Here is a 12,860-nt window from a genome sequence, read left to right as displayed (position 1 = left end):
ATCATATTACGTTTTCCTTGTAAAAAACGATCTGATAACCAACCAGAAACAATAGTCCCTAGAATACCAACAATACTATTAACACTAATAATACTTGCTGCTTCTACTGTGGTATAACCTTTTCCATTTTCAAGAAAAAATACACCCCAACTATTCACCCCATAACGCCCTATATACATACAACAAGAAGCAACAGCTAATAACCAGATAGCAGGATTCTTAATCACATCCCATTGATGCTTTAAAACTTCCTTGTTGTCTAATTTTTCACTGTCATTTTGCATATGAATAATTGGTTTAAAACCAAGGCTTGCTGGTGAATCTTTCATCCACAAAATAGCAATGAGCATACCTAACAAACCAACTACCCCAGAGAAAGCAAAACCTAGCCGCCAACCAAAATAAGAAATGACTGCTGCTGTTACTACAAAAGTAATTCCTTCACCAACATTATGTGCAACAGACCAATAACCATAGTAAGAACCCCTTTCCTTATCATCATACCAACGAGATAATGCAACAACGCAAGGACCAACCCCCATAGATTGAAACCAGCCATTAATCCCCAGATGACCGCTAATACAATAGCACTGGTATTCAAACCCATTGCAAAGTTACAAATAGCAGAGATAAATAATCCAAATGAAAGAAAGCGAGTAATATTTGAGTGATCAGCCAGAGCACTATTGACAAACTTACCTACTGCATAAGTGACAAAAATTGCAGCCCCAATAATACCAAGTTCAGTTGGTGTCACTACACCCTCTTTAACTAAAACTGGTTTTGCAACATTAAAAGAAAGGCGACAGACATAAAAGGTTGCATAAGCGATAGAAAAAGCCCAAAAACTTTTCCATCTTACAGATCTAAATGATTGTTCTGATAAGTTTTTTAATGGAAAGGGGGGGGGTAGCAGCAAAGAAGCGAAGAATAGACATAATGTCCTCCTATTTATATAGTTCTCATTAAATCAAGTTGTTGATAAGTTGATTGATTAGCTGCAGCTAATACAAAATTGCCTTTCAACAATCCATTGTTAGCTAAAATATTATTTGCCATACCACCTGCTTCACGGACTAATAACATTCCTGCCGCACAATCCCAACAATTCATATGTGGTTCGTAATAAGCTAATAATCTTCCAGCAGCAACTTGAGCCAGACTTAATGCTCCTGAGCCATTACGCACATACATACCACCCTCACTTAATAACTGTTCTAAAAATGGTAAAATCGTTTTTGGCGGAACACGATGTGACATCCCTAAACCAACTAAGCCATCTTGTACATTTTCTGCAGGATCTAACGTATGAATAGGTAAATCATTAAGATACGCTCCTGCACCTAATTTGGCATGAAATAGCTCATTATGCAGTGGATCAAATACCATACCTATTACAATTTCATCACGATACAACACTGCAATAGAGATACACCAAGCATACAATCCATTTAAGAATGGACTGGTACCATCAATTGGATCAACAATCCAGCAAAACTCACTATCTAAACCAGCATAACCCGATTCTTCACCAAGAAATCCATCTGCAGGGAATTTTTCTGCAATAGCTTCTCGTAACTTAGCTTCAACCGTTTTATCAGCTATGCTAACTTGGTCTTGCTTATCACCTTTTTTACATTCGATAGTTAATTGATTTCTATTGAGATAATAAGATAAAGCTATACCACCTGCTTTTTTAAGCAAATCAATAGAGAATGCATAACGATTTTGAATTTTTTCATTCATAACATCTCTCCTAGAAATAAATAATCCAAAAAAGTTACTAAAAAAATCAGCAACAAAATAGATAATATGTCTATCATAAGTAGAATTAAAGAATATAATTTCAAAATTGAGACAACGATCAAATAAATTTTTCAAAAAAGTTAAAAATATTTTCTTTTATGTTATTAAATTGAAATATATATTTTCTTAACATACTAAAGAGTAAGATCTTTATAATCAAACACTTACTACAAATAGGTATCTTTCTTGTCTAGATCAAAAAAAACAGGCCTTTTGTTTGCGACTTGTTACAAGATTATTTAAAATTCAAAGGTTTTAGATTTTTTAATTTTATATTTGTGGGAATGGCGACTATTCGCCAAAAATAAAAGAGTGATTTATGGCAATTTTGGTGTTAGGTATTAACCATAAAACAGCAACTGTCGCCTTGCGTGAAAAAGTTGCATTTAATGATGAAAAACGTCAGATTGCATTACAGCAACTACAATCTGAATTAGCAGAAAGTGCTGTAATTGTATCAACCTGTAACAGAACCGAAGTTTATCTACATAACCGTCAAATTTCTCCCGTTGAACAGAGTGAGCAGAATCAACAATGGATTACGGCAATAAAGTTATGGTTTGCTCAATTACATCAATTAACAACCGAAGAATTAGAACAGGCTCTTTATCTCCAACAAAATCAGCAGTGTGTAATTCATTTAATGCGAGTCGCCTGTGGTCTTGATTCCTTAATTTTAGGTGAGCCACAAATTTTAGGCCAAGTAAAACAAGCATACCAATTTAGTGAAAATTTCTATCAGAAAAACCATACTGCGATTTCTACAGAACTGTCACGTTTATTTCAAAAGACATTTTCTACTGCAAAACGAGTAAGAACTGAAACCGAAATCGGTGGTAATGCAGTTTCTGTTGCTTATGCTGCTTGCAGTTTGGCTCGTCAAATTTTTGATTCATTCAAACGATTACGGATTTTATTAGTAGGCGCAGGAGAAACAATCGAGCTAGTTAGTCGTCATTTATTCCAACACGGTGCTAAACATATCATGATAGCTAACCGTACTATTGCCAACGCCCAAGCATTAGCTGAACGTGTCGGTGGGCAAATGGATATTCTCTCTTTAGACCAATTACAAGAGGGACTAAATCTAGCTGATATTGTGATTTCATCCACAGGAAGCTCAAATATCTTAATTAGCAAAGAAATGGTACAAAATGCACAAAAACAACGTCGTTTTGATCCAATGTTGATTATTGATATAGCTGTGCCGCGTGATGTTGAAGAGAGTGTAAGTCAACTTGATGCTGTCTATCACTATAGTGTTGATGACTTACAAAATATTATTCAACATAATATGCAACAACGTGAAAATGCTGCTGAAGCTGCAGAGAGCATTATTCAGGAAGAGTGTGCTGATTTTTTCCTATGGTTAAAATTACATCAATCTTCAAGCTTAATTAAAAATTATCGTCAACAAGCTGAACAAATTCGTTTAGAGTTACTTGATAAAGCAATCATTTCATTACAGCAAGGCACTGATAGCGAAAAAGTATTACAAGAATTGAGTTATAAGTTGATGAATCGTCTATTACACGTACCAACTCAAGTAATGCAAGAACTAGTAAAATCTGGTGAAACAAAGGGTTTGCAACTTTTTTCTAAATCATTAGGATTAGAAGAAAAAGATAAATAGGAGTAATTATGTTATCATCCCCTTTTCTTGGTTTTCACCATATTGCGTTGATTGTATCTAATTATCAGATATCCAAGCATTTTTATGTCGATATCTTAGGAGCAAATATTATTGAAGAGACTTACCGTGAAGCACGCGATAGTTATAAGCTAGACTTGAGTTTTCCGGATGGTAATCAAATTGAACTTTTTTCATTCCCAATTACTCCACCAAGACCAACGAATCCAGAAGCTTGTGGGCTACGTCATCTCGCTTTTAAAGTTGAAAATATTGAGCAAACTATTACTTATCTTCATCAACACCAAGTGGAATGTGAACCTATCCGAATTGATGAATTAACCGGAAAGAAATTTACTTTTTTCAAAGATCCTGATGGCTTGCCATTAGAAATTTACCAGTGGGATGTTGTATAGATTAATAAAATAAAATTATCAAGGGTAGCTGATGCTACCCTTTTTATTTGATGTACCAGACGAATAAATATAATCTGGTTTATTCTCTAAAAGAACAAGCTTTTTATTCTTTTCTATGCTCATAAAACAAGAAAAAAAGAAAGCCCCATTATGGGGCTTTCCAGAGAGTATCTAAAAACTAAAAATAGTCAGATTAGTATGCTAATACTGCACGACGATCTTTAGCGTAGTCAGCTTCAGTGTGACCTAATACAGCTGGTTTTTCTTCACCGTAAGAGATTGTAGATAATTGACCAGCTTGAACGCCTTTACCAGTTAAGTAGTTTTTAACTGCATCTGCACGACGTTGACCTAACGCGATGTTGTATTCTGGAGTACCACGTGGGTCAGTGTGACCTTCAACTTGTACTTTAGCAGAAGAATCTGTTAAGTATTGTGCGTGAGCATCTAATAATTGAGCATATTCTGGTTGGATGTCGAATTTATCGAAACCGAAATATACTGTGTTGTAGCGTTGTTGTAATTCTTGAGCAGTCATATTACCGTATAGTTTACCTTGTTGGTCAGCTGCTTTATCTGAGCTGCTACAAGCTGCTAACGCTAATACTGGTGCTGCAACCATTAACACTTTAGCTAATTTTTTCATTTTATTCTCCTTAATTTTGAGTTAAATATGGTGACCAAGCAGGGAATTTAATTTGTCCACCCCCTGAACCTGGCAACCTTGCTTTGAAACGTCCATCAGAGGACACTAATTGTAACACCTTGCTTACGCCTTGTGTAGAACTATAAATTACCATAGTACCATTTGGCGCAAAACTTGGGCTTTCATCTAGGAAAGTTGAAGTTAATGCTGTAATACTTCCACTTTCTAAATCTTTTTTCACCAATTTATTACCATTCACCATTACAACTTCTTTACCATCAGGTGACATCTCTCCACTATAGCTATTTCCTGGAGGGCTAAGTAATGTCGCACCACCGCCATTTGCACCCATCATATAAACTGCTGGTGCACCGCCACGGTCAGAAGTAAAGATAATAGATGAACCATCAGTTGACCAACTTGGCTCTGTATTATTGCCACTACCACTTGTCAATTTCACTGGTGAACCGCCGCCAACGCCCATTACATAGATGTTTAAAACACCATCTTCACTAGAAGCAAATGCAATACGTGAACCATCTGGTGAAAATGATGGTGCACCGTTGTGGCCTGGTAATGATGCAATAATTTTACGTGATTTACTAGCAAGATCTTGCAATACAAGCAAAGATTTTTTCTTTTCAAACACGCTATATGCTAATTTCTTACCATCAGCAGACCATGCTGGCGACATAATTGGTTGTGAACTGTGGAACACATTGAATGCATTATAACCATCATAATCAGAAACTTGCAAATCATAAGATCCTGAATTATTTTGAATTACATATGCAATTCTTGTTCTAAATGCCCCACGAATACCAGTCAATTTTTCAAATACTTGGTCGCTTACTGTATGAGCGCCCCAACGAATCCACTGTTTGGTTACAGTATATGAGCTTTGTACTAATACTGCACCAGGAGTACCTGAAGCTCCTACTGTATCAACTAATTGATAAGAAATATTGAAACCACCGTTTGCAGGCGTAACTTGTCCGACCACAATCGCATCAATTCCTAATGCAGACCATGCTTGAACATTAACTTCACCTGCAGAAGTTGGCTGTTGTGGCATTCTATCTACTGGAATAGGATTGAATTTTCCACTAAAACGTAAATCAGAAGAGATGATGTCTGCCACATCTGCTGGTGGTGTGCCTGGTGCATTCCATTTAAACGGCACTACCGCGATTGGCCTTGCACTATCAACCCCTTCATCGATCACAATACGCACTTCCGCAAGTGCCTGCGTTGCCTGCATTACTAGGCAAACAACGCCTAGTATCCATGTGTAAATAATTTTCTTCATCATAAGGATTCTCTTCCTATGCTTAATTATCTTAATTTAAAGTCAATTACTGGATTTTGATACTTCCGATATACTGCATCAGATGGTGGTTCTGGCACTTTCTTCGTTAGTGCAACCGCCCTTAATGCAGAAGTACAAATATCATCTGGGCCAGACACTTTATGATAACTCAAAATCGTTCCATCTCTTGCTAGCTCAATTTGTACAGTACAAACTTTATTCGCAAAACTTGCATCTTTCAACCAACGACGTTGAATTTCTCGCTTAATAATCGCTGTATATTGGTCGCCTACCACATCGCCTTCACCAGCACCACCACCGCCACTGGATCCTTCGGAACCTTTACGATTTTGGTTACTGCCTTTGCTACTGCTACCGCCCCCAATATCACCATTATTAAGAAAATCGTCTAATGCACCCTGTTGAGCTAAACGTTGAGCTTTAGCTTCGGCATCAGCTTTTGCTTTTGCTGCTGCTTTGGCTTCTGCATCGGCTTTTGCTTTCGCTTCAGCTGCGGCTTTAGCTTTTGCGGCCTTTTCAGCCTTTTCTTTTGCCTCTTTTTCTGCTTTAGCCTTCGCTTCGGCTGCAGCTTTTTCAGCTTTTTCTTTCGCTTCTTGTTCAGCTTTTGCTTTTGCCTCCGCCGCTGCTTTTTCTGCCTTCTCTTTAGCAGCTTGTTCTGCTTTAGCTTTCGCTTCGGCCGCGGCTTTTTCAGCTTTCTCCTTCGCTTCTTTTTCCGCTTTAGCTTTTGCTATCGCAGCTGCTTTTTCCGCCTGTTCTTTAGCAACCTGCTCTGCTTTAGCTTTGGCTTCTGCTGCCGCTTTTTCTGCTTGCGCTTTTGCTAATTTTTCAGCTTTTTCTTTCGCTTCTTTTTCCGCTTTCTCTTTCGCAGCTTGCTCCGCTTTCTCTTTTGCTGCCTGTTCAGCTTTTTCTTTCGCTTCTTCAGCAGCTTTTTGTGCTTCTTGGCGCTCTTTCTCGGCTAACTCTTTACTCTGTTGCTCTCTTTCTTTATCTGCAACTTCTTGTTTAGCAGGCGGATTACCTTTTTTCTCTTGCTGTAATCGTCCCCACTCTTGAGCAGCAGCACCAGTATCAACCATTATTGCACCTAAAACCTCACCATTTCCTTCGCCACCACCCATTGGACGCACTTCTTCTAAACGCGATCCAATAAACAGTAATGCAAAAAGCAAGACGTGCAAGACAATTGAAATCAAAACTGCTTTTTTGAATTTCTGTTGCTGATTATATTGCACAATTTTATCCTAATTCTCTTATAGTGGATCTGTCATTAAACCCACACTTTTGATACCTGCTGTATGCAGTAAATTTAACCCTTTAATGATCTCTTCATATGGCGCATCTTTTGCTCCGCCCACCAAAAATAATGTGGTGTTGTCTTTCTCAAAAGCCTCTTTTGCCATTTGCACAACCATTTCTTCTGTTAAATTTTCATTGCGTACACCATCAATAGAAAGTGTATATTCACTTGTTCCATTAACTTCCAAAATAACAGGTGTCTTATCTTCATTTGAAACCGTTTGGCTATCTGTAGAATCTGGTAAATCTACTTGCACACTTTGACTAATAATCGGTGCTGTAGCCATAAAAATTAATAACAAAACCAACAATACATCGAGAAACGGTACTATGTTTATCTCAGATTTAATTGAACGGCTCTGACGACGACGGTATTGCATAATGTCCTCTTTGCTTACGACTTCATCAATTAATTATGGAAATTATTTTGCCCAAACACTTTACGGTGCAAAATTGTCGTAAATTCATCAATAAAGTTAGCGTAATTTTGTTCTAGTTTATTTACACGTAAACTTAAACGGTTATATGCCATTACAGCCGGGATTGCAGCAAAAAGACCAATCGCAGTTGCAATCAATGCCTCAGCAATACCTGGCGCGACCATTTGTAATGTTGCTTGTTTTACATTACTTAATGCCATAAATGCGTGCATAATTCCCCATACAGTTCCAAACAACCCAATATATGGACTTACAGAAGCAACTGTTGCTAAGAATGGGACTGTATTTTCTACATCTTCAATTTCGCGATTCATTGCTAAGTGCATTGCTCTTGAGCTACCTTGAATGATAGATTCAGATGCATTTGGATTAGCTTGTTTTAAGCGTGAAAACTCTTTAAAACCAACAAAGAAAATCTGTTCACTACCAGATAAACCATCACGACGATTAGATAATCCTTCATAAAGTTTAGTTAAATCTTCACCTGACCAGAAACGTTCTTCAAAACTCATCGATTGTTTTAATGCTGTCGATAAAATTTTGCTACGTTGAACAATGATCGCCCAAGAAATAATTGAAAATAGGATCAAAATTGAGATCACTATTTGTACAACGGTACTTGCCTTAATAAATAAATCGAAAAAATTCAATTCAGACATTTAATACTCCATAATTGTCTATTACGGTCTTTCACTTTTAAATAATGTTTTGATTTCTTGAGGAATAGCGGTGGGTTTCATGAGAGTTATTTTTACGCAAGCTACGCTGACTTTTGCTGAACAATAAAGGCGATCACCTTTTGTCAACTTTTGTGTAAAAACCAAACTGGCGTTTTTAACTTCAACTAGAGTCGTTTCGACGCTTAACAAATCGTCTAGGCGAGCTGGGTAGCGGAAATCAATTTCCATCTGTTTAACAACAAAAGCAATATCTTGCTGTTGAATAAGTTCATTTTGAGAGGCACCTTTTTCTCTCAAGAATTCTGTTCTAGCTCGTTCAAAAAAATGAAGATAGCGAGCATGATAAACAACACCCCCTGCATCTGTATCTTCATAATAGATGCGAATGGGGAAAATAGAGCTATTATTCATTGCTATGCTATCTGTTTTCTCTATAACCAAAAAGTTTCGCTATTCTAATGAACGTCAAAATTAACTGCAATAGGCTATCAAAAAATTTTTTATTTTTTAAACTAAAAAAAGTAGATAACTCCTAACCCAATTATTGCAATCATATAAGCAATAAGAGGCAAGAACAGTAATCTCCAAATCGTTCTATAGATCTCTAAACCAAAACCATGAATCCATAATGTTACCACACTCCAAAAGATAATTAAGGTATAAATTGGTGAAATTCCATCCAAATTTAATGCAAATCTTTCCGTGTGAGTAAAAATAGATGCCGTCAGTACAACTGCCAGTATGAAAGAAAGGGCTCTTAACGAGCCCTTATTAGTTAATTGATAAAGTGATTGAATCATATGCTCAGATTACTCATCAAATTTTCCAGTTTTTTCAATACTGATATTAATGATTGCTGTTAGACAAATTGCAAACAATACGCCCAAAACCCAAGTTACATAAAACATAATTCTCTCCTTAGTATAATGAGTGTTTGTTATTTTCGATGAAGCTTTCATCGATACGTCCAAACATCTTAATATATGACCAAATAGTGTAGCTTAATAAGATGACTACAAACACAAGTGCAAAACCTAACATTAAGGTTAAGGTTAATTTACTTGAGCTTGAATCCCAAACTAAAAGACTCATTTCTGGATGTGTAATTGATGGCATTAAGAATGGGAACATTGAAATACCACAAGTTAAGATAATGCCTGCCATTGTCAATGAAGAGAAGAAGAAGGCAAATCCAGAACGATCCGCTTTAGAAAATACAATATTTAATAAAGCAGAAACTACTGCAAGCACTGGGAAAATCCAAAGTACTGGCATTTCTTTATAGTTATTGAACCAAGCACCAGTTTGTACTGCTACTTCTTTGCCAAGTGGTGAAGTCGGGCCATTATGATCAATAGCACTTGTTACAACATAACCATCTTTGAATAGTAACCATACACCAGCCAAGATGAAAGTAACTAAAGTTACAATTGCACCCACTTGTGAAATTACTCTCGCACGATTACGTAAATCAGCGGTAGTTTTCATTTGTAACCACGCAGCACCTTGTGTAGTAAGCATTGCTAAGCTAATCACACCACAAAGAAGTGCGAATGGATTTAACAATTCAAAGAATGTACCTGTATATTTCACTTGGACAATAGAAGTAAATTCAAATGGCACACCTTGTAATAAGTTACCAAAAGCAACTCCGAATACAAGTGAAGGAACAAATCCACCTACAAATAATCCCCAATCCCAAGCTGCTCGCCAAGTTGGATTATTAATTTTCGCACGGTACTCTAATCCGACTGGACGGAAGAATAACGCTGCTAAAACTAAAATCATCGCAATGTAAAAGCCAGAGAATGATGTCGCATAAATAAGTGGGAATGCAGCAAACATTGCACCACCAGCGGTTAATAACCAAACTTGATTACCATCCCAGTGTGGCGCAATTGAGTTAATCATAATGCGTTTTTCAACTTCTCTTTTACCTGCAAAAGGAAGAAGTGTTAATACGCCCATATCAAATCCATCAGTAACTGCAAATCCAATAAGCAACACACCTAAGAGGATCCACCATACAAATCGTAGAAATTCATAATCAATCATGATTTAGGCTCCTGCTTATTTAGTTGATTGTTCAAAATAGTAGCGACCTGTTTTTAATGCACTTGGGCCAAGTCTGCTGTATTTAAACATGAGATACATTTCTGCAATCAAGAAGATTGTGTAAAGGAGACAGATTAAACCAATTGAGAACCAAAGATCTCCTGTGGTTAATGCTGAGTTTGCTATCCCTACTGGTAATACTTCATAAATTGCCCATGGTTGTCTTCCGTATTCAGCTAAGAACCAACCTGCTTCAATACCAACCCACGGAAGTGGAAGACCATAAAGTAACGCTTTAAGCAATAATTTATTTGATCCCACTGATTTTCTAACATTAGCAACAAATGCCCAAATGAGTAGAATAAGCAATAAACCGCCCGTAAGCATCATAATACGGAATGACCAGAATGTAGGCCCTACATCAGGAATGGTATCTGCTGCCGCTTGTTTTACTTGTGCATCAGTTGCATCAACTACGTTGTCAGTATAACGTTTAAGTAATAAACCGTAGCCAAGATCTTTTTCTACTGCTTTAAATTGTGCAATAGTGTCTGCATCTTTTTGACCTGAACGAAGTTTTTCAAGTAATCCATATGCAGTCATACCATTACGAACACGTTCTTCATTTTGCACTCGTAACTCATTCAACCCTGTAATTTCTTTATCTAAAGAACGGGTTGCAATAATACCTGCCGCATAAGGAATTTGTAATGCAAATTCATTACGACCTTCTGCTGAGTTTGAAATCACCGCAACATTCCATGCTGCCGGAGCTGGCTCTGTATGCCATTCCCCTTCCATTGCAGCTAGTTTTGTTGGTTGTTCTTGCCCAATGATGTAACCAGATTCATCACCAAGTAATAATACGGTGAAGACAGCAATAAAACCAAATGTTGCACCTACAGAGAAAGAACGTTTTGCAAATCCTAAATCACGTCCTTTAAGGATATAGTATGAACTTACTGCTAATACAAACATTGCACCTGCAACATAACCAGCAGAAAGTGTGTGCACAAATTTAGTTTGAGCAATTGGACTTAACCAGAGATCTAAGAAGCTGGTCATTTCCATACGCATAGTTTCAAAATTGAACTCTGCGCCGTGTGGTGCTTGCATCCAGCCGTTAGCAACAAGGATCCACATCGCAGAAAGATTTGAACCAAAAGCCACACAATAAGTTGCTAATAAGTGTTTTACCTTAGTTAATCTATCCCAACCAAAGAAGAATAAACCAACGAATGTAGATTCTAAGAAGAAAGCAAGTAATGCTTCGATAGCTAATGGTGCACCGAAGATATCACCTACATAGTGTGAATAATAAGACCAGTTAGTACCAAATTGGAATTCCATTGTAATCCCAGTTGTTACCCCTAGGGCGAAGTTAATACCAAATAACTTACCCCAGAACTTAGTCATATCTTTATATACCTCTTTACCAGTCGTTACATAAATGGTTTCCATTATTACTAAAATAAATGAAAGACCTAATGTAAGTGGTACGAATATAAAGTGGTATAGTGCAGTTAATGCAAACTGCAATCTCGAGAGTTCAACGACGTCTAGCATCTCATAACCTCTTGTACCTAAATACAACTTTCCAAATTTAGATTACAAATTTTGTAATCACCCCACATAGCTATCAATAATTACTAAAAATTAATGAATGAGCTTTTTTTCCATATCAAACTCAGACAAAGATATGATTTATTTCTTCTCAAGAAATAAAGGATAACTCTAACCGTTTAATACATCTTTTATTCTACTCCTAAATATGGGGTATAGGAAACCTTAAAAGTTTTAAATTGATCACAAAATAGCTATTAAAATCAAAAAAATAAATTTAAAGATATATATTATTTTTGATATACATCAATTTTTTATATTTTATTAATATTTTATTAACAAATATTACGCAAATTATTTCTTTCATCAGCGTCATTTTTTCATACAAAAATCATTCAATCAGCTAGACAAAAAAACATTTTTTTGCTATTTTTCTAGCACATTTTTTCGACAATCATTCATTCATCTATTTAGGATCTTTATGCTTAAACTTTCTTTTTTTGCTGCCACACTATCTTTAGTGCTTTCATCTAGCGTTTTAGCAGCAACTCCAAATAATTTACCAACCCAATGCCAGCAACTTTTCCAACAAACTGATGACCTAATTGCAGAAGCAGAAAAACAACCAGGTACCCATCCTCAACTTGTTAACATAAAAAATAAACTTTCAGAAAGTAAACAAAAGATTTTACAGATGAGTGTTGAACATCAAATTAAAAGTTGTGATAAAGGATTAGTTGCTTTAAATAATTTGAAAGGTAAAGATGACTAATTAATCTCAGTTAATATAAGGTACAGATATTTATCATGTGCATATTGTATAAAATCTGTACCTTTAATTTTGTATGGTATAGTAGACAAAATGGTTGCTAAAAAAGTGGTTGAAGCCTTATAGTAAAAGGCTTTAAGCCACTTTTTTGAAAATGAACAAAAAACTTGCCCTTTCTGCCAAAATAAAAATATTAAGAAACATGGTATAAGAAATACCATTCAACGTT

General features: G+C 36.3%; 14 protein-coding genes and 1 pseudogene. 3 read left to right on the top strand and 12 right to left on the bottom strand.

Annotated elements, in window-relative coordinates; translation table 11 throughout:
• Both PF272_RS12925 and PF272_RS09865 read right to left on the bottom strand, forming a co-directional pair.
• Nucleotides 1-938: pseudogene (locus tag PF272_RS12925) on the bottom strand (MFS transporter); the annotation flags it as partial.
• Between the two features lie 13 nt (nt 939-951).
• Nucleotides 952-1,746, bottom strand: coding sequence for an inositol monophosphatase family protein (locus PF272_RS09865; protein ID WP_271142621.1), 795 nt, complete (start codon nt 1,744-1,746; stop codon nt 952-954).
• A gap of 379 nt (nt 1,747-2,125) precedes the next feature.
• On the opposite strand from PF272_RS09865, the gene hemA reads away from it, so the two are divergent.
• On the top strand, nt 2,126-3,439 hold the full coding sequence (hemA, locus tag PF272_RS09860) for a glutamyl-tRNA reductase (RefSeq protein WP_271142620.1): 1,314 nt from the start codon (nt 2,126-2,128) through the stop codon (nt 3,437-3,439).
• A gap of 8 nt (nt 3,440-3,447) precedes the next feature.
• Nucleotides 3,448-3,852 carry an SMU1112c/YaeR family gloxylase I-like metalloprotein gene (gene gloA2 / locus PF272_RS09855; protein WP_271142619.1) on the top strand — a complete coding sequence of 135 codons (405 nt, stop codon included), beginning with the start codon at nt 3,448-3,450 and terminating at the stop codon, nt 3,850-3,852.
• 193 nt (nt 3,853-4,045) lie between these two features.
• On the opposite strand, the gene pal is transcribed toward gloA2, so the two are convergent.
• From pal to PF272_RS09805, 10 genes are all read right to left on the bottom strand, one after another.
• The gene (gene pal, locus PF272_RS09850; protein ID WP_065234531.1) at nt 4,046-4,498 is read right to left on the bottom strand and encodes a peptidoglycan-associated lipoprotein Pal; all 453 of its coding nucleotides are present in this window, start codon (nt 4,496-4,498) and stop codon (nt 4,046-4,048) included.
• Nucleotides 4,499-4,508: 10 nt separating this feature from the next.
• Entirely contained in the window at nt 4,509-5,759 is a 1,251-nt protein-coding gene (gene tolB / locus PF272_RS09845) for a Tol-Pal system beta propeller repeat protein TolB (protein ID WP_271142623.1), read from the bottom strand.
• A 74-nt stretch (nt 5,760-5,833) separates the two neighbouring features.
• Nucleotides 5,834-7,060 (bottom strand): cell envelope integrity protein TolA, encoded by a 1,227-nt coding sequence (tolA, locus tag PF272_RS09840; protein WP_271142618.1) that lies wholly within the window; start codon nt 7,058-7,060, stop codon nt 5,834-5,836.
• An 18-nt stretch (nt 7,061-7,078) separates the two neighbouring features.
• Nucleotides 7,079-7,504 carry a colicin uptake protein TolR gene (gene tolR, locus PF272_RS09835; RefSeq protein ID WP_065236425.1) on the bottom strand — a complete coding sequence of 142 codons (426 nt, stop codon included), beginning with the start codon at nt 7,502-7,504 and terminating at the stop codon, nt 7,079-7,081.
• Nucleotides 7,505-7,533: 29 nt separating this feature from the next.
• A complete protein-coding gene (tolQ, locus tag PF272_RS09830) occupies nt 7,534-8,223 on the bottom strand; it encodes a protein TolQ (protein WP_065234528.1) in 690 nt (229 codons plus the stop codon).
• A 21-nt stretch (nt 8,224-8,244) separates the two neighbouring features.
• Nucleotides 8,245-8,655: a tol-pal system-associated acyl-CoA thioesterase gene (gene ybgC, locus PF272_RS09825; RefSeq protein ID WP_271142617.1), complete on the bottom strand. Its 411-nt coding sequence runs from the start codon at nt 8,653-8,655 to the stop codon at nt 8,245-8,247.
• Nucleotides 8,656-8,756: 101 nt separating this feature from the next.
• Entirely contained in the window at nt 8,757-9,044 is a 288-nt protein-coding gene (locus PF272_RS09820) for a cyd operon YbgE family protein (RefSeq protein ID WP_271142616.1), read from the bottom strand.
• 9 nt (nt 9,045-9,053) lie between these two features.
• Nucleotides 9,054-9,152 (bottom strand): cytochrome bd oxidase small subunit, CydX/CbdX family, encoded by a 99-nt coding sequence (locus PF272_RS09815; protein WP_156540630.1) that lies wholly within the window; start codon nt 9,150-9,152, stop codon nt 9,054-9,056.
• Nucleotides 9,153-9,162: 10 nt separating this feature from the next.
• Nucleotides 9,163-10,299, bottom strand: a complete 1,137-nt coding sequence (gene cydB, locus PF272_RS09810) for a cytochrome d ubiquinol oxidase subunit II (protein WP_065239138.1) — start codon at nt 10,297-10,299, stop codon at nt 9,163-9,165.
• Between the two features lie 15 nt (nt 10,300-10,314).
• Complete coding sequence (locus PF272_RS09805) at nt 10,315-11,865, bottom strand: cytochrome ubiquinol oxidase subunit I (protein ID WP_271142615.1); 1,551 nt, start codon at nt 11,863-11,865, stop codon at nt 10,315-10,317.
• 478 nt (nt 11,866-12,343) lie between these two features.
• Between PF272_RS09805 and PF272_RS09800 the strand changes: the two genes are divergently transcribed.
• The gene (locus PF272_RS09800; RefSeq protein WP_271142614.1) at nt 12,344-12,634 is read left to right on the top strand and encodes a DUF5339 domain-containing protein; all 291 of its coding nucleotides are present in this window, start codon (nt 12,344-12,346) and stop codon (nt 12,632-12,634) included.
• Nucleotides 12,635-12,860 lie beyond the last annotated feature (226 nt).

Source organism: Gallibacterium faecale (genome assembly GCF_027920745.1).
GTDB lineage: Bacteria > Pseudomonadota > Gammaproteobacteria > Enterobacterales > Pasteurellaceae > Gallibacterium > Gallibacterium faecale.
The sequence above is the reverse complement of the archived record's forward strand: the minus strand, read 5'-3'. Positions and strand labels throughout refer to the sequence as shown.

Bases quoted from the DNA above. Each gene is read 5' to 3' on its own strand.
- hemA (WP_271142620.1), top strand. From the start codon at position 2,126: ATGGCAATTTTGGTGTTAGGTATTAACCATAAAACAGCAACTGTCGCC.
- cydB (WP_065239138.1), bottom strand. From the start codon at position 10,299: ATGATTGATTATGAATTTCTACGATTTGTATGGTGGATCCTCTTAGGT.
- PF272_RS09805 (WP_271142615.1), bottom strand. From the start codon at position 11,865: ATGCTAGACGTCGTTGAACTCTCGAGATTGCAGTTTGCATTAACTGCA.
- tolB (WP_271142623.1), bottom strand. From the start codon at position 5,759: ATGCAGGCAACGCAGGCACTTGCGGAAGTGCGTATTGTGATCGATGAA.
- PF272_RS09865 (WP_271142621.1), bottom strand. From the start codon at position 1,746: ATGAATGAAAAAATTCAAAATCGTTATGCATTCTCTATTGATTTGCTT.
- tolQ (WP_065234528.1), bottom strand. From the start codon at position 8,223: ATGTCTGAATTGAATTTTTTCGATTTATTTATTAAGGCAAGTACCGTT.
- pal (WP_065234531.1), bottom strand. From the start codon at position 4,498: ATGAAAAAATTAGCTAAAGTGTTAATGGTTGCAGCACCAGTATTAGCG.
- PF272_RS09815 (WP_156540630.1), bottom strand. From the start codon at position 9,152: ATGTTTTATGTAACTTGGGTTTTGGGCGTATTGTTTGCAATTTGTCTA.
- PF272_RS09820 (WP_271142616.1), bottom strand. From the start codon at position 9,044: ATGATTCAATCACTTTATCAATTAACTAATAAGGGCTCGTTAAGAGCC.
- PF272_RS09800 (WP_271142614.1), top strand. From the start codon at position 12,344: ATGCTTAAACTTTCTTTTTTTGCTGCCACACTATCTTTAGTGCTTTCA.
- ybgC (WP_271142617.1), bottom strand. From the start codon at position 8,655: ATGAATAATAGCTCTATTTTCCCCATTCGCATCTATTATGAAGATACA.
- gloA2 (WP_271142619.1), top strand. From the start codon at position 3,448: ATGTTATCATCCCCTTTTCTTGGTTTTCACCATATTGCGTTGATTGTA.
- tolR (WP_065236425.1), bottom strand. From the start codon at position 7,504: ATGCAATACCGTCGTCGTCAGAGCCGTTCAATTAAATCTGAGATAAAC.